At 36.6% G+C, this 19726-nt stretch carries 17 protein-coding genes and 1 riboswitch; of the genes, 12 read left to right on the forward strand and 5 right to left on the reverse strand.

Annotated features, from left to right (window positions below; all coding sequences use genetic code 11):
• Positions 1-89: 89 nt before the first annotated feature.
• Positions 90-1712 carry an ABC-F family ATP-binding cassette domain-containing protein gene (locus tag AC3WV0_RS09395; RefSeq protein ID WP_072883960.1) on the reverse strand — a complete coding sequence of 541 codons (1623 nt, stop codon included), beginning with the start codon at positions 1710-1712 and terminating at the stop codon, positions 90-92.
• Between the two features lie 116 nt (positions 1713-1828).
• Between AC3WV0_RS09395 and smpB the strand changes: the two genes are divergently transcribed.
• The 5 genes from smpB (at position 1829) to AC3WV0_RS09420 (ending at position 6602) form a co-directional block, all read left to right on the forward strand.
• Positions 1829-2287, forward strand: a complete 459-nt coding sequence (gene smpB, locus AC3WV0_RS09400; protein ID WP_089999839.1) for an SsrA-binding protein SmpB — start codon at positions 1829-1831, stop codon at positions 2285-2287.
• A gap of 77 nt (positions 2288-2364) precedes the next feature.
• On the forward strand, positions 2365-3849 hold the full coding sequence (locus AC3WV0_RS09405) for an OmpA family protein (protein ID WP_488845843.1): 1485 nt from the start codon (positions 2365-2367) through the stop codon (positions 3847-3849).
• A 93-nt stretch (positions 3850-3942) separates the two neighbouring features.
• Positions 3943-4683 (forward strand): YebC/PmpR family DNA-binding transcriptional regulator, encoded by a 741-nt coding sequence (locus AC3WV0_RS09410; protein ID WP_488845844.1) that lies wholly within the window; start codon positions 3943-3945, stop codon positions 4681-4683.
• A 123-nt stretch (positions 4684-4806) separates the two neighbouring features.
• Positions 4807-5634, forward strand: coding sequence for a UDP-2,3-diacylglucosamine diphosphatase (locus AC3WV0_RS09415; RefSeq protein WP_488845845.1), 828 nt, complete (start codon positions 4807-4809; stop codon positions 5632-5634).
• Complete coding sequence (locus tag AC3WV0_RS09420) at positions 5631-6602, forward strand: glycosyltransferase family protein (RefSeq protein ID WP_488845846.1); 972 nt, start codon at positions 5631-5633, stop codon at positions 6600-6602. Before AC3WV0_RS09415 ends, AC3WV0_RS09420 begins: the two co-directional genes overlap by 4 nt.
• Here AC3WV0_RS09420 and AC3WV0_RS09425 read toward each other — a convergent pair.
• Together AC3WV0_RS09425 and AC3WV0_RS09430 are read right to left on the reverse strand one after the other, a co-directional pair.
• Positions 6591-6881, reverse strand: coding sequence for a GNAT family N-acetyltransferase (locus AC3WV0_RS09425; protein ID WP_488845847.1), 291 nt, complete (start codon positions 6879-6881; stop codon positions 6591-6593). The genes AC3WV0_RS09420 and AC3WV0_RS09425 overlap by 12 nt on opposite strands.
• Before the next feature lie 181 nt (positions 6882-7062).
• Entirely contained in the window at positions 7063-7812 is a 750-nt protein-coding gene (locus AC3WV0_RS09430) for an RDD family protein (RefSeq protein WP_488845848.1), read from the reverse strand.
• Positions 7813-7839: 27 nt separating this feature from the next.
• Here AC3WV0_RS09430 and AC3WV0_RS09435 point away from each other — a divergent pair, with 27 nt between their 5' ends.
• The 7 genes from AC3WV0_RS09435 to AC3WV0_RS09465 all read left to right on the forward strand — a co-directional run bounded on the left by AC3WV0_RS09435 (position 7840) and on the right by AC3WV0_RS09465 (position 14706).
• Positions 7840-8823 (forward strand): stage II sporulation protein M, encoded by a 984-nt coding sequence (locus tag AC3WV0_RS09435; RefSeq protein ID WP_488845849.1) that lies wholly within the window; start codon positions 7840-7842, stop codon positions 8821-8823.
• Positions 8807-9769 carry a DUF4013 domain-containing protein gene (locus AC3WV0_RS09440; RefSeq protein WP_488845850.1) on the forward strand — a complete coding sequence of 321 codons (963 nt, stop codon included), beginning with the start codon at positions 8807-8809 and terminating at the stop codon, positions 9767-9769. Before AC3WV0_RS09435 ends, AC3WV0_RS09440 begins: the two co-directional genes overlap by 17 nt.
• Positions 9762-10562 carry a DUF4129 domain-containing protein gene (locus AC3WV0_RS09445; RefSeq protein WP_488845851.1) on the forward strand — a complete coding sequence of 267 codons (801 nt, stop codon included), beginning with the start codon at positions 9762-9764 and terminating at the stop codon, positions 10560-10562. Before AC3WV0_RS09440 ends, AC3WV0_RS09445 begins: the two co-directional genes overlap by 8 nt.
• 8 nt (positions 10563-10570) lie before the next feature.
• Complete coding sequence (locus AC3WV0_RS09450; RefSeq protein ID WP_488845852.1) at positions 10571-11722, forward strand: hypothetical protein; 1152 nt, start codon at positions 10571-10573, stop codon at positions 11720-11722.
• Between the two features lie 108 nt (positions 11723-11830).
• Positions 11831-12862: an AAA family ATPase gene (locus tag AC3WV0_RS09455; protein ID WP_488845853.1), complete on the forward strand. Its 1032-nt coding sequence runs from the start codon at positions 11831-11833 to the stop codon at positions 12860-12862.
• 43 nt (positions 12863-12905) lie between these two features.
• Entirely contained in the window at positions 12906-14228 is a 1323-nt protein-coding gene (locus AC3WV0_RS09460; RefSeq protein WP_488845854.1) for a DUF58 domain-containing protein, read from the forward strand.
• A 52-nt stretch (positions 14229-14280) separates the two neighbouring features.
• Complete coding sequence (locus AC3WV0_RS09465) at positions 14281-14706, forward strand: OsmC family protein (protein WP_488845855.1); 426 nt, start codon at positions 14281-14283, stop codon at positions 14704-14706.
• A 79-nt stretch (positions 14707-14785) separates the two neighbouring features.
• Here the strand turns inward: AC3WV0_RS09465 and AC3WV0_RS09470 are convergent, their stop codons facing one another.
• Both AC3WV0_RS09470 and AC3WV0_RS09475 read right to left on the reverse strand, forming a co-directional pair.
• Entirely contained in the window at positions 14786-16465 is a 1680-nt protein-coding gene (locus tag AC3WV0_RS09470; RefSeq protein WP_488845856.1) for a T9SS type A sorting domain-containing protein, read from the reverse strand.
• A gap of 335 nt (positions 16466-16800) precedes the next feature.
• The gene (locus AC3WV0_RS09475; protein WP_488845857.1) at positions 16801-19416 is read right to left on the reverse strand and encodes an MGH1-like glycoside hydrolase domain-containing protein; all 2616 of its coding nucleotides are present in this window, start codon (positions 19414-19416) and stop codon (positions 16801-16803) included.
• Between the two features lie 188 nt (positions 19417-19604).
• A riboswitch (SAM riboswitch) is annotated at positions 19605-19711 on the forward strand.
• Positions 19712-19726: the final 15 nt, after the last annotated feature.

A 19726-nucleotide genomic window follows, 5' to 3' on the forward strand; every position in this document is an offset into this window, starting at 1 on the left:
TAGGGAAATATATTTTAAAAAGGAAGTTTATTGCTATAGCTGAATGTTAAAAAAAACCGCTCAGGATATGAACGGTTTTTAAAAATATTTTAAGAGTACATTTTCTCTCTCAATTCCTTTACTTTTTTATCAGCAAGGTATTCGTCGTAAGTCATTTCTCTGTCGATGATTCCCTGAGGAGTCAGCTCGATAATTCTGTTACAGACTGTTGAAAGCATTTCGTGGTCATGAGAAGCCAATAAAATGTTCCCTTTGAAATTAGACAATGAGTTGTTCAACGTTGTGATACTTTCCAAGTCTAAGTGGTTGGTAGGTTCGTCTAATAAAAGAACGTTGGCTTTCTGAAGCATCATTCTACTGAACATACATCTCATTTTTTCACCTCCCGAAAGTACTTTACACGATTTTAAAGCTTCATCACCTGAGAAAAGCATTCTTCCCAAAAATCCTCTTACGAATTCTTCATGACGCTCTTCATCGTTTTTCGTGAATTGTCTTAACCAGTCAACCAGACTTAGATCTTCCTGGAAGAAATTGGTATTATCCAAAGGCATATGAGACTGCGTTGTCGTAACACCCCATGCCACAGTTCCTTTATCTGCTTCAACATTTCCTGCTAAAATTTCAAAAAATTCTGTAATAGCCAATGAATTCTTAGACAAAACAGCAACTTTATCTCCTTTTTTAAGATTTAAATCGATATTTGAAAATAATAATTCTCCGTCTTTTGTTTTTTCTAAACCTTTAACATCCAGGATCTGATCTCCCGCTTCTCTTTCCATTTCGAAAATGATTGCAGGATATCTTCTTGAAGAAGGTTTAATATCATCAATGTTCAGTTTATCGATCATTTTCTTTCTTGCAGTAGCCTGCTTAGCTTTAGCAACGTTAGAACTGAATCGTGCGATAAAATCCTGAAGTTCTTTTTTCTTTTCTTCCGCTTTTTTATTCGCCTGCGCTCTTTGTCTTGTCGCTAATTGTGAAGCCTGATACCAGAAAGAGTAGTTACCTGTGTAAAGATTTAATTTAGCATAATCCAAGTCACCGATGTGCGTACAAACGGTGTCTAAGAAGTGACGGTCGTGAGATACAACGATTACAGTGTTTTCATAATCTGCAAGGAAATCTTCCAGCCATGAAATGGTATCGATGTCAAGGTCGTTCGTAGGTTCATCCAGAATAAGAACATCCGGGTTTCCGAAAAGTGCCTGTGCAAGAAGGACTTTTACTTTATCCTTGTTTTCAAGCTCGCTCATCATTTGCCAGTGCATATCTTCCGTGATACCTACGTTTGAAAGCATGGTCTGGGCATCAGATTCTGCAGTCCATCCTCCCATTTCATCATAGATCACGCCTAGTTCACCAGCCTTGATTCCATCTTCATCAGAAAAGTCTTCTTTCGCATACAGCGCATCCATCTCTTCTTTTATCTCGAATAATTTTTTGTTACCTCTCAAAACAGCCTCCAGAACAGTATATTGATCATAAGCAAAGTGATCCTGCTCAAGAACTGACATTCTTTTTCCAGGTTCTAAAGATACGTGTCCTGTTGTCGGGTCCTGTTTTCCTGTTAATATTTTAAGGAATGTAGACTTTCCTGCACCATTTGCCCCGATAATCCCGTAGCAGTTTCCTTTCGTAAACATAATGTTTACCTCGTCAAAAAGAACTCTTTTCCCGAATTGTAAAGATAAGTTAGATACTGTTAACATATAGTTTTGTAAATTTGGCGCAAAAATACGAAAAGAATTTGGGTATTTCGTAATAATGTCATATTCAAGTTTTTAATGTAGGGTATTTTTTATATATTTAAGAAGAAATTTTTAAGATGAAGATTGAAAAAACAGTCAATATATTAAACAGAAGGGCCCGATTTGAGTATGAAATTCTTGAAGAATATGAGGCGGGAATGGTACTTACAGGTACGGAAATAAAATCTTTGCGCTCTTCAAAAGCTTCTATAGCAGAATCGTTCTGTCAGTTTATTGACGGGGAATTGTATATCATCAACATGATGATTGATGAGTATAAATTAGGCACGTTTTATAATCATAAAACAAAAAGGGAACGGAAATTGCTGTTGCACAAAAAAGAGCTGCAAAAGCTGGAAAAGAAATTAAAGGATGCAGGAAATACAGTTATACCTTTGAAATTATACATCAATGATAAAGGAAAAGCAAAGGTATTGATTGCGCTTGGAAGGGGTAAAAAACTCTTTGATAAAAGGGAGAGCATTAAAGATAGAGAAAATAAAAGAAACCTCGACAGAATATTAAAGAAAAGTTAAAAATCATCGGAAAAACTTTGTATATAAAGAAAAATTATATTTATTTTGCATTATCAATTATTTAATCATTTAATTCTATGAAAAATCTAAAATTAGGAATTTCAGCATTGGCGCTTACTGTCGCTTCTACTGTGTTCGCTCAGACTACCAACAATCCGTGGATGATCGGGGTTGGTGCTCATGCGGAAAACCATATGGCACAGAGAGAAAACTTCAGTAATACGTTCTCTGCTAATAATTTGACGAAGACAATGTTCAATATGAACAACTTCTCTATTACTCCGCCGTTATCCAAGCTTACTGTTGCTAGAAATATCGGTAAAGGTTTGGTTATTGACTGGCAAACTACTGTAGGTAACGTTGAAAACAAGAGATTTAACATGGGTAAAGAATTCATGTTGATGACTGGTCTTGGTTTCCAGGCTAAAGCTGCAGGTCTTTTATGGGATGAAGAATCTTGGTTCGATCCGTATTTAAGAGTAGGTGCCAACTACCTTAGACATGATTACACTTCTCTTACTTTCCCTAGAACTGATGCCAACGGAGCATGGATTGGAAACGGTGAGAATGGTAATGAAAATGGTAAAGCAAACCACTTTACAGTTGCTACAGGTGCTGGTATTAACTTCTGGTTAACTAAAAACTTCGGTTTAGGTATTCAGGGAGATTATGTTTCAACTCCGGGTGATAAAGCGAACTATGCTAACTTCTGGCAAGCTTCTGCTTCATTGAACTTCAGATTTGGTAACAGAGACAGAGATAAAGACGGTATCTTAGATAAAGACGATTTATGTCCTGATACTCCAGGTTTACCAGAATTCCAGGGATGTCCTGATACTGACGGTGACGGAGTTCCAGATAAAGACGATCAATGTCCAGACGTAGCTGGTCCGGTTGAAAACAACGGATGTCCTTGGCCAGATACAGACGGTGATGGTGTAATCGACAAAGATGATGCTTGTCCTACAGTTGCAGGCCCTGCTGAAAACAATGGTTGTCCTTGGCCAGATACAGATGGTGACGGTATCTTAGATAAAGATGATGCTTGTCCTACTGTTCCAGGTCTTCCGGAATACAACGGATGTCCTAAGCCTAAGAGTGTAACAGCTACTCAAGTTGAGCAAGAATTCAGAAATGTTTATTTCGATTTCAACAAAGCTACAATCAAAGCTGAATCAACTCCAGCATTAGACAGAGCTGCTAACTTAATTAAGCAAGACGGTGGTTACTATTTATTAGAAGGTCAAACTGATGCTAAAGGTTCTGAAGCTTACAACCTGAAATTATCTAGAGAAAGAGCTGCTGCAGTGGTTGCTGCTTTAGATGCAAGAGGTGTAGATGCTAACGCTCTTAAATCTGTAGGTGTTGGTAAAGCTAAAGCTACAGTTCCTGCTACGGCTTCTGACGCTGAAAGACAAGTTGACAGAAAAGTAGTAGTAAGAGCTATTGAAGATATGAACGAATGGAATGCAATGAAGAAGAAAGATTACGAAGATGCTCCAGTGAAAAAAGCTCCGGCTAAAAAAACTACTAAGAAAAAAGTAGTTAAAAAGAAAAAATAATTAAATTTTTCTAAATATAAGTACCTCCAGTTTTCTGGAGGTATTTTTTTTTCGTTCACTTTTAATTAATTTTGTTGAAAATTAAAAAATAAAATGGGAAGAGCATTTGAATATAGAAAAGCTTCTAAAATGGCCAGATGGGATAAAATGGCTAAAACTTTTTCTAAAATAGGTAAGGATATCGCATTAGCGGTAAAAGCCGGCGGTCCTGATCCTGAATCTAATCCTGCATTGAGAAGATGCATCCAGAATGCTAAAGGAGCCAATATGCCAAAAGATAATGTGGAAAGAGCAATCAAAAAGGCAAGTGGTGCAGATGCTGAAAATTATGAAGAAATTACTTATGAAGGATACGGACAGGGTGGTGTTGCATTTTTCATTGAATGTACGACCAACAATCCTACCAGAACTGTTGCCAATGTAAGAGCTGTATTCAATAAGTTTGACGGAAATCTTGGAAAAAACGGTGAGCTGGCTTTTATCTTTGACCGGAAAGGAATATTTTCAATCGATTTAGCACAGATCAAAATGGATTGGGATGATTTCGAAATGGAAATGATCGACGGAGGTGCAGAAGACGTAGAAAAAGATGAAGAAGAAGTACTGATAACCACTGCTTTTGAAGATTTCGGGTCTTTATCTCACAAGCTGGATGAATTAGGAATCGAAGCAAAAAGTGCAGAACTTCAAAGAATCCCTAACAATACCAAAGAAGTGAATGAAGAGCAGTTTAGAGCCAATATGAAAATGCTCGAGCGCTTCGAAGATGATGATGATGTACAGAACGTATATCACAATATGGAAGTTTCAGAAGAGATGATGAACAGTCTCTAATATTTGACGCTTTATCATATAAACCTCACAGGTTTTTAAAACCTGTGAGGTTTTTTATAATACTTAAAAATAATATAACATTCATATATAGTTAACTTTCAAGTAGTTTCTTTGCATAAAACTATGAAAAGAAACGTTGAATTAGTTGTCATATCGGATGTTCATTTGGGAACTTATGGATGTAAGGCTAAAGAATTACTGAGGTACCTTAATTCTATTCAGCCGAAAACACTGGTTTTGAACGGTGATATTATTGATATCTGGCAATTCAAAAAGTCTTACTTCCCTAAACCTCATTTGAAAGTAATCAAAAAGATTCTTTCATTTGCCACAAAAAATACCGATGTGTACTACATCACCGGAAATCACGATGAGATGTTCCGGAAGTTTACCGACTTCGAATTGGGTAAGCTTAAAGTCTGCAATAAAATCTGCTTAGATATTAACGATAAGAAAACATGGATCTTCCATGGCGATGTTTTTGATGCATCAGTACAGCATTCAAAATGGATTGCCAAGCTGGGAGGAAAAGGTTATGATTTACTAATCGTAATCAATAATGTTGTAAATTGGTTCTTAGAGAAAATGGGTAAGGAAAAATATTCATTCTCTAAAAAGATTAAGAATAATGTAAAAAAAGCCGTAAAATATATTGGTGATTTTGAATTAACAGCTTCGGAGCTGGCTATTGATAATCATTACGATTATGTAATCTGCGGGCATATTCATCAGCCACAGATACGTGAAGTAAGCAATAAAAAGGGAAGCTGTACGTATCTGAATTCAGGAGACTGGATTGAAAATTTATCTGCTCTGGAATATCATGATAAAGAATGGAAAATTTTTTACTACGAAGATCATAAACATTTGCTGAAAGACGAAGGGGTTGACGAAATCCAGGATATCAACAGTACAGAGCTTTTAAAAATAGTAACCAATTTCACAAAATGAAAATCTTATATGCATTTCAGGGAACCGGAAACGGTCATGTTGCCAGGGCACAGGAAATAGTTCCCATTCTGAAAAAATATGCTTCCGTAGAAACATTGATCAGTGGTCATCAATCCCAATTAAAGGCTGATTTTGACGTGAATTACCAACATAAAGGAATTTCCTTACTTTACAATAAAACAGGCGGCTTGTCCTATCGTAAAACATTTACGGATAACAGTTTTGTAGAAGCAATTAAAACCATTAATGAAATTGAGCTTTCAAAATATGATCTGATCATTAATGATTATGAACCGCTTACCGGCTGGGCATGTAAACTGAGAAAATATCCCATGATCGAATTAAGCCATCAGGCTTCCATGTTATTTAAGGAAACTCCAAAGCCTGAAAGAAAAGATTTTTTCGGAGAATTGGTACTGAAATATTATGTCCCAAGCGAAAGGAGAATAGGATTTCATTTTGAAAATTATCATCCTCAGATTAAAAAGCCGGTGATCAGGAAGAAAATAAGAAATCTCAATCCTGACAAAAAAGGTTTTTATCTGGTATATCTTCCTAGTTTCTCTGATCAGAATATTATTACTGTTTTAAAACAAATTCCTGTTGAATGGAAAGTTTTTTCCAAATATTCTAAGCTGCAGTTTAAAGAAAATAACGTTGAAGTCTTTCCTATTGACGAAATTCAATATTTAAAAAGTTTTGAAAACTGCGACGGAATTCTATGTAATGCCGGATTTGAAAGTCCTGCAGAAGCACTTTTTATGGATAAAAAATTATTTGTTATTCCTATTCATAATCAATATGAGCAGGAATGTAATGCCTGTGCATTGGATAAAATGGGGATCCCAAATTCCAAATTTCTAAAACCGGAAGAAATACAAAAATGGGTCGATTCAGACCAGCACCTTAAAGTTGACTATCCGGATGATATTGAAGAAATTCTGGTAAAGGAAGTATTAGCGCTGTAAAAACACATCGCTCACATCATTCATTCTCATCATAACAGATCTAGCGTAAGAACAGTGAGGATAAACTTTCCAATTGTTTTCTCTCGCAAATTTTATGGCTTCTTCCACGAGATATTTTCCCATTCCTCGACCTTCAAATTCAGGATGTACCAGGACAAAAGAAATAATTAATTTATTTTCTTCAGGAAAAATAGTGTATGTTAACCTACCGACTTCTTTTACTTCGTTATTTAAAGTGATTACACCGCCATTTCCGGATTTATTATTTTCAAATTTCATATCATAAGTTTTAATGACTATAAAACTACAAAAACCACACCGAGGAGAATTAAGAAGTGAATTGTTAATGCTGAACTAGCTTTGCTGTTAATTTTTAACTGTTCGAAAAATTACGGCTCATTTTACAATTATTTATTAAAAGAATCACAACTGACCAGCGCAGCGAAATTGACAATTCAACTTAATTATCTCTCCCCGTATAATAATTATAATCCTTAATAATGACACCTATGAATTGCCTTTCCGTCATTTTTGTAGGATCAATTTCCAGTTTTAAAATGCTTTTGATTTTGTCTGAAAGCTTGCTGATAATCTGCCGGTCATCCACTCTTAATGCCTTTAAGTAATTATCTTTTATGATTCGCATGTCATTATCACTTAACGCAATGACCTGAGGAAATGTCGGGATATAATCTTCTTTAATGTTTTCCAGGATGGTATGAGAAATATTAATATTATTCTTCAAAGAAATAACTGCCGTTCCGGAAGCAATATCCCCCAAACGCTGGTTGTTTTTGGAGATAATCATAGAAACGAGTCCAACTACTCCTACAAACAAGGTGTCAATAATCCTGAAAACCCACCGGATGAGATAATCGCCAAAGCTTGCCTGATAGCCGTCGATCTTTACGACCCGGATCTTCATAACTTTTTTTCCCGGCGTCTGGCCTTCCATAAGACTTTCAAGAACAACAGGATAAACTACCGTTGGAAAAAGCAAAATAATATAGACTGCCATCACCGACCACTGATCCATTCCGGAAAGAATATAACCGAGATCGAGAATATTGAAAAACGTGTAAAAGACAGCAATGGCGTATGCTATTTTTATCACAAAATCAATAATGAACGCGATCATCCGGTCTCCAACACTGGCGACGTTGAAATTAATATTTACATTTTGTGAAGTATTAATCGCAATTTGAGACATAATTTTTATTATTTTAGCCTTACAGTTATGAGAGAAGTTTATTTCATTAAACAAAATAAAGAAAAATGGTTGGGAATCGAACAGGTTATCCAGGGGAAAATTAAAAAAAATCCTGATGACTTGTCATCGCTGTACATTAATCTTATTAATGATCTTTCCTTTGCACAGACCTATTACCCGAAAAGCAACACTACAGTCTATCTGAATCATCTGTCTTCACAGATCTTTCAGAAAATTTACAAGACAAAAAGAGTTGAAGAAAACCGTTTGCTGTATTTTTTCAAGACCGAAGTTCCTTTGCTGGTTTATCAGTACCGAAAATATTTAGGTTATGCGTTTTTGTTCTTTACTTTATTTACGTTAATTGGAGTGCTTTCTGCCATTTATGATAAAGATTTTGTCAATATTATTTTGGGAGAAGGTTATGTCAACCAGACGATTGAAAATATAAAATCAGGAAATGCAGTTGGCGTTTACCAAAGCGGATCTACATGGGGAAGTACCATCGGGATTATATTCAATAACATCGGAGTAGGTGCAAAGCTTTATATTTATGGGATTTTCGGAGGTGTGGGAACATTGTGGGCGTTCTTATCTAACAGCATAATGCTTGGTGCATTCCAATACTTTTTTTATGATTACGGGGCATTGCAGGACAGCGCAAGGGGAATCTGGCTTCATGGTGTTTTTGAAATATTTTCTATGGTGGTAGAGGCGATGTGCGGATTGATCCTTGGGGCTTCTATTTTATTTCCGCGTACATTTTCAAGATTTAACTCTTTTAAAAATGGATTTAAAGATTCATTTAAAATTTTTTTAAGCACCGTGCCATTCACCATCTGTGCCGGAATTATCGAAGGATATGTTACAAGACATGCCCTGAAAATGCCTTTGTTTTTAAACTTAATTATTATCTTCGGATCATTATTTCTGATAGGATTTTATTATTGTATATATCCTTCTATAGTCAACAGAAAAACTAATACCCAAATCCATGATGCAGTTTTATAAAAAGAGAGATTTTGGAACTTTTATAACAGATAGTTTCGCATTTTTCAAATTATACGGGAAAAATTATTTTAAAAATTTTTTACTCCTCAACGGGTTACTGTTGATTCTTATGGTCGTTGTCATAGTTTTCGGCTACAAAGAATTCTTCGGAGTGATTCTCGGATCCAATATCAGCGGACAGAGCTATTATTTTGAGCAGTTTTTCAATGATAATCTCGGATTATTTATTATTTCCGGAATATTGCTTTTTATACTTTCTACAGCGCTGATCACCATTAATTTCCTGTTTCCTGTTTTTTACATGAAAAGAATTGCAGAAGGAAAAACCGATATTAAAGCAGATGACATCTTGAGCGATTTCAAGTCGAACAGAAAGAAAGTTTTCGCAACTTATTTCGGGCTTACTTTTCTGGTGCTGCCGGGTGCCACCATTATTTTTGGAATTTCATATATTCTTATTTTTATTATCATAGGGCTTGTGCTGATGTTGTTTGTGGGGCCAACGTTATTTAATATTATTACATTTCTGTGCTACGATTATTTTAATGGGAAAAGAGGTTTTTTTGAATCACTAAGCTATGCGATTCGCTCGCAGTTCTCTTATGCGAACGGAAGAGAAAAGTCGCCGTACTGGAAATACTGGGCGGCAACGCTTATTATGGCGATCTTGTTTTATATTGTGAGCATATTCTTCTCATCCATTCCGATGATTATGTTTTTTATAAAACTCTCGACCACAGCTCCCGATGCACAGTTTGAGCGTGATCCATTTACGGGAAGCTTTGGTATATTATTTTTTCTTATATATGGTATTTCTTCGGTTATCTCAACCTTGCTGATGAATGTACTGTATATCAATTCGGGGTTAATGTATTATGACAGCCGCACCGATCTCCATCAGAAAATGGAAATGGCAGAAATAGACACCATCGGAATTAATGAATAAGTTTTTTTTCATTTCACTGATTTTTATCTCTGCGGGGCATATAGAGGCGCAGACACAGGATGATCCGCCGCCGCCGGTTGCGGAAGTCTATGTTGATTCTCTGAATACAGGGCACTACAAAAATATGTACCGTGCCGATTCTGTTTTACTGCAGAAACCGGTTACAGAGAATACCATTTATCCTAAAAAATTTAAAGAAAATATTCAATCCAGGTACAAAGGGAAAGATTTTGATTATACAACGGTAAAACCGAGAATGTCTTTGTGGCAAAAGCTCATGGCAAAAATAGGAAAGATACTGAACAGCATTTTTGGTGAGACTATTTTCACAAAGTCCGGCAATATTGCAGGAATTCTCATGCGTTTATTTGCGATTCTTCTGGTTGGTTTTCTGCTTTATTTTATCATTAAATATCTCATCGGTAAAGACGGAAACTTCCTGTTTGGAAAGAAAAATAAGAAAGTTACGATCAAGGATGAGGAGCTGCATGAAAATATCCACGAAATCAATTTTCCTGAAAGCATCCTGAAATTTGAAAAATCCGGTGATTTCCGTTCTGCGGTACGTTACCAGTTTCTATTTGTATTAAAAAAATTAAGTGATAAAAAACTTATCACCTGGAATCCCGAAAAAACCAATAAGGATTATGTCGCAGAATTGAAAGCCGCACATCTTAAAGATGAATTTTTTAATCTGTCATACATTTTTGATTATGTGTGGTATGGTGAATTCAATATTTCTGAGGAAAGCTATCAGAAATTTAAAATCCAGTATCAATCATTTAAACCGTAATTTTTGCCATGAATAAGACTTTCAAAATATATGCTGTAATTTTCATCGTTGTGATGATTATTCTGGCGTTATTTGAAGTGAACAAGACAGAAAGTACGGACTGGAGAAAAAATTTTGATGTCAATCAGAAGTCACCTTTCGGATTGTTTGTTTTTAATAATGAAATAAATACACTTTTTAAAAACAACGTTAAAAAAGTTAATCAGACACCGTATGATTATTACCAGGTTGATAAAAAAGCTCATAATATTCTCGTTATAGAGGAAGAAATAGACAAGCAGTCCTGGAATAAAATCCTTGATCAGGTTTCGGACGGATCGGATGCGATGCTTATCATGAGTGAAATGCCAAAAGAGATCTCAGACAGCATAGGCTTTTATGATTCGCAAATTTCTTTTGAAGACGAAAATGTTTTAAAGCTTACAGATAAAAAATATCAGAACGATTTTATTCATCTGGATAAATTTCCTTCCGGAAGAGGTTTTACATTCATAAGGCCGGGCGTTGAAATTTTAGGAAAAACCGTTGAGAAAAATAATTCTGATCAGGCTAATTTTATTAAGATTAAATTTGGAAATGGAAATATTTATGTTCATTGCGAACCGCTTTTTATTACCAATTATTATCTTTTAAAACGTGGAAATGTAAAATATGCACAAGATGTTTTTTCATACCTGAAAGACCGGGAAACGATATGGTTTGTAGAAAATGATGCACAAGTTTCGAAGTTTTTTCTAAGGTTTATCCTTTCGCATCCGGCACTGAAGTATGCATGGTGGGTCTTATTGGGCGGTCTTGTTCTTTTTATTTTCTTTAATGCAAAAAGAAAGCAACGCATTGTGCCTATTATAGAACCGTTAAAAAATACATCGGTCGATTTTGTGAAAAGCATCGGAAATCTGTATCTGCAGGAAGGTGACTTCCATGATATGATGGCCAAAAAAGCCCAGTATTTTCTGAATAAAGTCAGGATGGATCTTTTGATTGACACCCAGCATCTTGATGAGGAATTTGCGAAAAAGCTTCATCTTAAAACCGGAAAGCCAATGGAAATGATCACAGAAGCCATACATCTGATCAGAAAGGCACAGGATCCGTATGCACAGGTAATGAAAGAAGATCTTGCAAAAATGAATAAATTGCTTGACGAAATAATTTAAAATGTAATAATATAACAATTTAACAATGTAACCATGTGAGGGAAAGTCCGGTTTAAAATTGGTAAACTGTTACATTGATACATTGTTTAAATTAAAAAATTATATGATATGGAAAACTTAGAAAACCCAAATACAGAAGACCAGAGCGGAATATATCTTGATAAAAAAGAAGAGCAGTTCCAGTCGAGAATAGACATGATTGAGCTTCGTGCCAGTCTGGATAAAGTAAAATCCGAAATAGGTAAAGTGATTGTAGGGCAGGAGAGTATGATAGATCATCTTTTAGCGGCACTATTATCAAACGGGCATGTTCTTATTGAGGGCGTTCCGGGAGTGGCAAAGACAATTACTGCAAAATTGCTTTCAAAAACCATTGATGTAGACTTTAGCAGAATTCAGTTTACGCCGGATCTTATGCCTTCCGATATTTTGGGAACTTCTGTTTTTAACGTAAAAAATTCAGAATTTGAGTTTAAAAAGGGTCCTATTTTCTCAAATTTTATTCTGATCGATGAGATCAACAGATCTCCTGCAAAAACACAGGCTGCATTATTTGAGGTAATGGAAGAAAGGCAGATTACCATGGATGGCATCCGTTACACGATGGAAGAGCCTTTCCTGGTCGTTGCTACACAGAATCCTATTGAGCACGAAGGTACATACAGACTTCCTGAAGCTCAGTTGGATCGTTTTCTGTTTAAAATAAATGTCGGCTATCCCGATTTGGCGCAGGAAATTTCAATCATTAAAAATCAGCACGAAAGTAAAAATGAAGATAAGACTGAGGTTGTAAACAGCGTCATCACGGCACAACAGTTAAAAAATTATCAGCAGCTGGTAAAAGAAATCATTGTAGAAGCCCATCTGATGGAATATATTGCCAAGATTATTGTGAATACCAGGGAAAACCAATTCCTTTATTTGGGAGCTTCTCCGCGGGCGAGTCTGGCTTTATTAACCGCTTCCAAAGCTTTTGCTGCATTAAGAGGAAGAGATTTTGTAACTCCCGAAGACATCAAAGAAGCAAGCTATGCGGTTTTAAGACACAGAGTAATCGTATCGCCTGAAAGAGAAATGGAAGGCCTTACCGCCGATGAAATCATCAGACAAATTTTAGAAGGAATAGAAATTCCGAGATAGATAACCGAATTAACAGCTACCTGAAAAACTACCATCCGAAAAAATGAAAAACTTATACATTAATACCCGCTTTTTCTATACGCTCATCGTAGTGGGAGTACTGTATGTCTTTGCGTTTTTCTTTCCGTTTATGATGTGGGCAGCACACATCGTTTTGCTGTTGTGTTTTTTGGGAGCAATGGTGGATTTTCTCTTTGTTTTTAATCGAAATAAAGGAATTTCAGCACAGCGAATTTTACCCGAAAAACTATCAAACGGTGATGAAAATCCTGTAAAAATCGATATTAAAAACAATTACGACTTTAAGATTAATGTTAAAGTGATCGATGAAATTCCGTTTCAGTTTCAGAAGCGTGATTTCCTGATTGAAAAACAGATTGCTCCTGGAAGAAATGTTTTTTTTCAATATATTCTTGAACCGAAAGAACGTGGAGAATATAATTTCGGAAGTCTGAATATTTACGTTTCTTCGCCTTTTGGTTTTGTTTCGAAAAGATTTAATTTTCAGAAAGATGCTAATTTACCGTCTTATCCTTCTTTCATTCACCTGAGAAAATACGAGCTGATGGCTATTCAGAGTGAGTTTTTATTGGGTGGAATTAAGAAAATAAGAAAGCTGGGACATACCATGGAATTTGAGCAGATCAAAGAATATGTTCCCGGTGATGATATCAGGACGATCAACTGGAAAGCGACTTCCAAAACGAACCGACTGATGGTTAATCAGTTTCAGGATGAAAAATCCCAGCGGATATTTATGTTGATCGATACCGGAAGGACGATGAAAATGCCTTTCAAAGGATTAAGTCTGTTGGATTACTCCATCAATGCGACAATGGCTTTATCTCACATTATTTTGAAGAAAGGCGACCGCGCAGGAATGATGACATTCTCTAAAAAAACGGAAAATAAAATTGCTGCCGAAAATAAATCGGGACAGCTGAGAAAAATATCAGAAGCGCTCTATAATATCAAAACAGATTTTTTTGAAAGTGATTTTAATCGGTTATATCAGGACGTAAAATATTCATTGAATCAAAGAAGCTTAATTTTACTCTTTACCAATTTTGAAACGCTTGACGGGCTGAGCCGGCAGCTGAAATATCTTCGCGGAATTGCCAAAAACCATTTGCTGGTGGTAGTTTTCTTTAAAAATTCAGAGCTGCAGACATTAATCCACAAAAATCCTGAAAGCATGCAGGAAATTTATGATGAAATTATCGCCGAAAAATTTGAGTTTGAAAAAAAACTGATCATTCAGGAGCTCCGAAAATACGGAATTTATACTGTTTATACATTGCCGGAAAATTTAAATATCGATGTTATCAATAAATATCTGGAGATCAAAGCCAGAGGAATTTTATAATTTTGCAATAAGCAATAAGCAATAAGCAATAAGCAATAAGCAATAAGCAATAATGAAAATAACACTTAACAGAATCAATGATGATTTTTTGTTTGAATGCACCAATTCTCAGGGAAATTCAATTCTTTTAGATAATACAACCCAGCCTGGAGCTAAAGGCGTTTCCCCTATGGAAAGTGTCCTGATGGCAGTTGCCGGCTGTAGCGGAATCGATATGGTTTCTATTCTGAAAAAACAAAGACAGGAAATTACTGATTTTAAAGCAGAAGTTGAAGGAGAAAGAATCCCGGTGGACGATGCCAAGCCTTTTAAATCAATCAAAGTGAAGTTCCTTCTTGAAGGAAATATGGATCCTAAAAAGGCATTAAAAGCTGCCCAGCTCTCTTTTGAAAAATACTGTTCTGTTTCCAAAACACTGGAACCTAAAGTGGAAATCGGATATGAGGTTTTCGTCAACGGGAAAATTATTCAGCCTTAATTATTAAAAATTATAGAAAATAAAACGCAGATAAAAAAGAATTTTTTTATCTGCGTTTTCAGTATGAATGTGTAAAATGTTACTTTTTAATGGTCTTCATGCTTTTTAATGAGCCATCTTTCATGGTTAAAGTCAGGATATACATTCCGGATTTTATTCCTCCTAAAAATACTGATGAAGAAGGATTCTCAATAGTTTTCACCACAACTCCTGAAAGGTCAGTGATTACAGCCTTTTTCACATTTTCTGCCTTCTCAATATATAAAGTATCTGCAAATGGATTCGGATAAGCAATTCTTTCTTTTGCTGTTGCTGTTACCTCGTTTGTTGCCAGAGATAGCGGCTCTAAAGTAACCGTTACGGTAAGCGTATTGTTGTCAACTTTGTTATAATCTGCATTACAGTCTGATCCTCCATAGGTTCTCCACGCTCTAAGCTCAAAGTTTACAGTGCCTGTAAGATCATTCGCAAGTGTAAGCCCGGTTCTGTTATAAGAATAGGTACCTGTAGATGACCCTGATCCGGATGCCACTGAAGCTTCAGTAGTATTGTTTGTAGTACAAACCAATAAACTTCTTTGCTCAGCCATCCATCCGTTGGAAACGGTAGACATCTTGTAAGAAACTGCTGTAGACTTTATTTTAAATCCTGCCGGAACATTGATGCTTAATCCTCCTGCACAATTTGTGGTGGAAGATGTTGTAACTCCCGAATTATTATATTGAGTATTGATATCTCCCAACGTATATACTGAGCTTACCTGGCCCGGCGTAAATTCTTTCATTTTCCAGAAGCTTTGAGAAGAACCTCCGCAATTGGATCTTATCCAGAAATAATAAGTCTGCCCCGTAGTAAGCTGGTTAAGCGTTACCGAAGTGCCTGAAGTCACTTCTCCGGTAGGTGTTGTAGTTGCAGTAGGCGCAGTAGGAGAGGTACTGTAGTAATATTGATATCCTGAAGCCGGAGCATTTGCCGGTGCTGTCCAGCTGATTGTCGCCTCTGTAGGGGTGGTAGTAGATGTGATATTGGTAGGGGTAGCACATGCATTATAAGCATCTGCCGAAAAAGCAAAAATGTTAGGAATTCCTCCTGTTCCTACTTTTGTTACCGTTATACTTTGTACGCTCTTTGATTGATTCGCTGTACTGATTGGCAAAGGAATCTGATATAGTCTTGGGTTGCTTCCTGAGCCTGATTCGAGATTGTCATTGGAAATATTAATTCTTCCGATTCCCTGGATTGCATAGCTGCTTCCTCCGTACCAGTCGGAAATATTGATCCCTGAAAAGGTCTCTGAAGTGTTATCTGTAAAATTAACGTCTACATCCACCGTGCAGCTTCCACTTCCTCCTGTAGCAAGCATATAGACTGTAAGAGCCTGAAGCGGACTTGAAAATACTAATGTACCGTTATCATTGGCCGCTGCCAGTCTCAAACTGTTATTTGAACTATATGGAGCCATCTGATAAGACAGGCCTGGTGTTGAAGATACTACAGAATTAATAATACCATTTGTAGGAAGACCGTAAGTAAGCGGTGTACTTGCGGCGGTTAATTGGAAATCCCGTGAGATAAAAGCATAGCTCACACCATCAACATCATTATTAGTTGAAGAGGCCGAAGGCCCAACACCGTTAGCAATGACATCAGCATTGAAACCACTTTGAACAGCCATTGGCTGATATTCCTGAGCGTAAAGTTGATGAGTGCATACAGCTGATAGAACTACAGCCGTAAGAGATAGTAATTTTCCTTTCATAAGAAATTGTTATTAAATTTATTTTGCTAATATAGATATTATAATGCTAAAAAATTAATTTAAATAAAAAATTATTGAAAAATTTATATGAATTATTGATTAATAATGGTTTTATATCAATAATTGATAGATTTTAACTATTTATTTTTATTTTTCTTATTGAAGGAATTTATGTTATGTGGTATATTGGAAAAAAAAATCCGTCTTACAACTAGTGAAAAACGGATTTTTTAATGATTTTTCTCAGCTTCTTATCTGAAAATCGTTTTGTATAAAGGATTCTCAGTCCACGTCATTAGCAGTGAGACTAACTCAGTATACTTTTTGCTTAATTCTTAAAATGTCATTCTGGGTTTCAGCAGCTTTGCAACTGTTGCAGTCCATCCTGTCTGGTGAGATGCTCCGATTCCCCGGCCATTGTCACCATGAAAATATTCGAAGAAGGTAATGTAATCCTTAAAGTTTTCATCATAATTAAATTTTGCATTACCACCATTAAAAGCTCTTTGGCCAACCTCATCTTTCAGGAAAATAGAGCATAATCTGTTGCTGATGTTTTGTGCGACCTCATCAAGATTCTTCTTGTCCCCGCTACCGGTCGGAAGCTCAACTTTCAGGCTGTTTCCGTAATAAAAATGAAATCTCTGCAGGCTTTCAACAATCAGGAAATTGATCGGGAACCAGATTGGCCCTCTCCAGTTACTGTTCCCTCCAAACATGCGGCTGTCACTTTCCCCGGGTGTGTAGTACACAACATTTTCTGTTCCGTGAACTGAAAATATAAATGGATTTTCTTCGTACACTTTAGACATCGCACGGATTCCATAATCGCTTAAGAACTCTTTCTCATCGAGCATACGGCTCAAAACCTTGGTTAGTCTTGTCTTACGGAGAATGCTCATCAGGTGCTTTCTTCCCTGACCTTCCTCTTCCCAGTGTGAAACCAGTTTGGTAAGCTCAGGTTTATTTTTTAATACCCAGTCCATTCTCTCCACGAAATTCGGCATTTTGTCGAGGAGGTGATGATCTATAATTTCCACGGCAAACATTGGGATAAGCCCTACAATACTTCTGAGTTTTAGTGAAACACTGTCTCCATTTCCCAGTTGAAGAACATCATAGAAAAAGCCGTCCTCTTCATTCCACAGGCCTTTTGTGCCTTCTCCCAGATTCTCCATGGCTTCTGCAATATAAAGATAGTGCTCGAAAAATTTGATCGCCATATCTTCATACACCTGGTAATACTGAGCCAGTTCCATCGCAATACGCATCATATTCAATGCGTACATTGCCATCCAGCTGGTACCGTCGGCCTGTTCCAAATGCTGTCCGTCTTTCAGGATCATATTCCTGTCAAAAGCTCCGATGTTATCAAGCCCCAGGAATCCTCCACCGAAGATATTCTTGCCGTTTTTATCTTTTCGGTTGACCCACCATGTGAAATTTAAAAGCAGTTTCTGAAAAACTTTTTCTAAAAATAAAAGATCGGGCTTGCCATTCTGCTTCTCATCAATCTTAAAAACCCGGAAGCATGACCACGCATGTACCGGAGGATTTACGTCGCTGAGGTTCCATTCGTAAGCAGGAAGCTGTCCGTTGGGATGCATATACCATTCTTTGGTAAGTAAAAGAAGCTGCCCTTTTGCAAATTCAGCATCAATAATCGCGTACGGAACACAATGAAATGCAAGATCCCAGGTTGCATACCAGGGGTACTCCCATTTGTCGGGCATTGAAATAATGTCCTTGTTATGGAGGTGATTCCACTCAGTATTTCTTACATAGTTATTAAAATCTCTGGGTGCCTCAAAGTTTGGATCACCTTTGAGCCATTTTCCTACATTATAGTGATAAAACTGCTTATTCCAAAGCAACCCGGCAAATGCCTGTCTTTGTACATTTCTTTCATCTTCATTTACCACATCATTCTGAATCTCATCATAAAATTCATCGGCCTCGGCAATTCTGGTGCTGAAAATTTCATCAAAATTCCTAAACGGATCATCCAGTTCATCAGGAGAAAGACGAAAATCAAAGGATTTCGATTTTCCTGCTTCAATAATTTCATCTAAAAGAAAAGATGCCTTAGTTCCAATTTTCTCAGGATTTACCGTGTTGCTTCCGTAAATGATATAATCATTGATACCATCCTTGAAATACGTATTTCCGGGATATGGGGCACCATAAAGTTTTGGAGTATTCGTCTCATTTTCGCAGAAAACACTTTCCGCACGAGTATTTCGTGAATAAAACTTTTTGATGGAAATACTGTCGTGGTCGATATCGATACAGCCATCTTTTGATGCGCTGGTTTGTCCTTTATAAGCGTTATATCCCCATTTCCAATTGTTTCGGAACCAGATTGTGGGTGCTACGACAATTGGTGCATCGGCACCGCTTCTGTTAAAAACGGTGACACGCACTAAAAAGTCGTTATGATCGGCTTTGGCATATTCAATGAAAATATCAAAATATTCATCTTTATCAAAAATCCCGGTATCGAAAATTTCGTATTCACGTTCTTTTTTGCTTCTTCTGGCATTTTCAGCACGGATATCATCATAAGGAAAAGCATTGATGGGATATTTGTACAGCATTTTCATGTAGCTGTGGGTAGGCGTGTTGTCCAGGTAATAAAAAATCTCTTTGATGTCTTCACCGTGATTTCCCTGCGGATTGCTCAGCCCGAAAAAACGCTCTTTTACCATCTTATCTTTCTTATTCCAGAACGAAAGGGCAAAACAGAAAAGCTGCTTTGCATCAGAGATTCCGGCGATTCCTTCTTCTCCCCAGCGGTAGGCATAGCTTTCGGCGTTATTATGATTGGCAAAATTCCACGCGTCGCCGTTGGGACTGTAGTCTTCCCGTACGTTTCCCCACTGCCGGTTACTTACATAAGGGCCCCAGTTTTTCCAGTCTGTATCTTGTAATCTTTGTTTTTCAGCAATCATATTTCGTCACTTTTCATTACGAAGTTAGTTTTTTTGGTAAAAAATTCCAACTTCACAAATTTGAATTTAATATATTATTTTCCTGCAAACAGCCTGCCGATAGACGTTTGTGATATTAAATTAAATTTATATAAAATTTTAAAAGAAAAGTTTTATCTTTGCACCATTCGTTCATTCAAATATTGAAAATGTTATCAAGAAAGGTTGAGGGATTAGACCCGATGAAACCTTAGCAACCCTTCGCAAAAGCGGAGAAGGTGCTACGTTCTACCAAAATTATTTGGACAGATAACTTACTGAAGTTCTTTCA

Source organism: Chryseobacterium sp. 27AL, assembly GCF_057815395.1.

Coding starts and splice junctions, on each gene's coding strand:
- AC3WV0_RS09475 (WP_488845857.1), bottom strand. CDS start 19,416: ATGATTGCTGAAAAACAAAGATTACAAGATACAGACTGGAAAAACTGG.
- AC3WV0_RS09440 (WP_488845850.1), top strand. CDS start 8,807: ATGATGCAGTTTTATAAAAAGAGAGATTTTGGAACTTTTATAACAGAT.
- AC3WV0_RS09415 (WP_488845845.1), top strand. CDS start 4,807: ATGAAAAGAAACGTTGAATTAGTTGTCATATCGGATGTTCATTTGGGA.
- AC3WV0_RS09435 (WP_488845849.1), top strand. CDS start 7,840: ATGAGAGAAGTTTATTTCATTAAACAAAATAAAGAAAAATGGTTGGGA.
- AC3WV0_RS09395 (WP_072883960.1), bottom strand. CDS start 1,712: ATGTTAACAGTATCTAACTTATCTTTACAATTCGGGAAAAGAGTTCTT.
- AC3WV0_RS09455 (WP_488845853.1), top strand. CDS start 11,831: ATGGAAAACTTAGAAAACCCAAATACAGAAGACCAGAGCGGAATATAT.
- AC3WV0_RS09460 (WP_488845854.1), top strand. CDS start 12,906: ATGAAAAACTTATACATTAATACCCGCTTTTTCTATACGCTCATCGTA.
- AC3WV0_RS09405 (WP_488845843.1), top strand. CDS start 2,365: ATGAAAAATCTAAAATTAGGAATTTCAGCATTGGCGCTTACTGTCGCT.
- AC3WV0_RS09465 (WP_488845855.1), top strand. CDS start 14,281: ATGAAAATAACACTTAACAGAATCAATGATGATTTTTTGTTTGAATGC.
- AC3WV0_RS09445 (WP_488845851.1), top strand. CDS start 9,762: ATGAATAAGTTTTTTTTCATTTCACTGATTTTTATCTCTGCGGGGCAT.
- AC3WV0_RS09470 (WP_488845856.1), bottom strand. CDS start 16,465: ATGAAAGGAAAATTACTATCTCTTACGGCTGTAGTTCTATCAGCTGTA.
- smpB (WP_089999839.1), top strand. CDS start 1,829: ATGAAGATTGAAAAAACAGTCAATATATTAAACAGAAGGGCCCGATTT.
- AC3WV0_RS09430 (WP_488845848.1), bottom strand. CDS start 7,812: ATGTCTCAAATTGCGATTAATACTTCACAAAATGTAAATATTAATTTC.
- AC3WV0_RS09420 (WP_488845846.1), top strand. CDS start 5,631: ATGAAAATCTTATATGCATTTCAGGGAACCGGAAACGGTCATGTTGCC.
- AC3WV0_RS09410 (WP_488845844.1), top strand. CDS start 3,943: ATGGGAAGAGCATTTGAATATAGAAAAGCTTCTAAAATGGCCAGATGG.
- AC3WV0_RS09450 (WP_488845852.1), top strand. CDS start 10,571: ATGAATAAGACTTTCAAAATATATGCTGTAATTTTCATCGTTGTGATG.
- AC3WV0_RS09425 (WP_488845847.1), bottom strand. CDS start 6,881: ATGAAATTTGAAAATAATAAATCCGGAAATGGCGGTGTAATCACTTTA.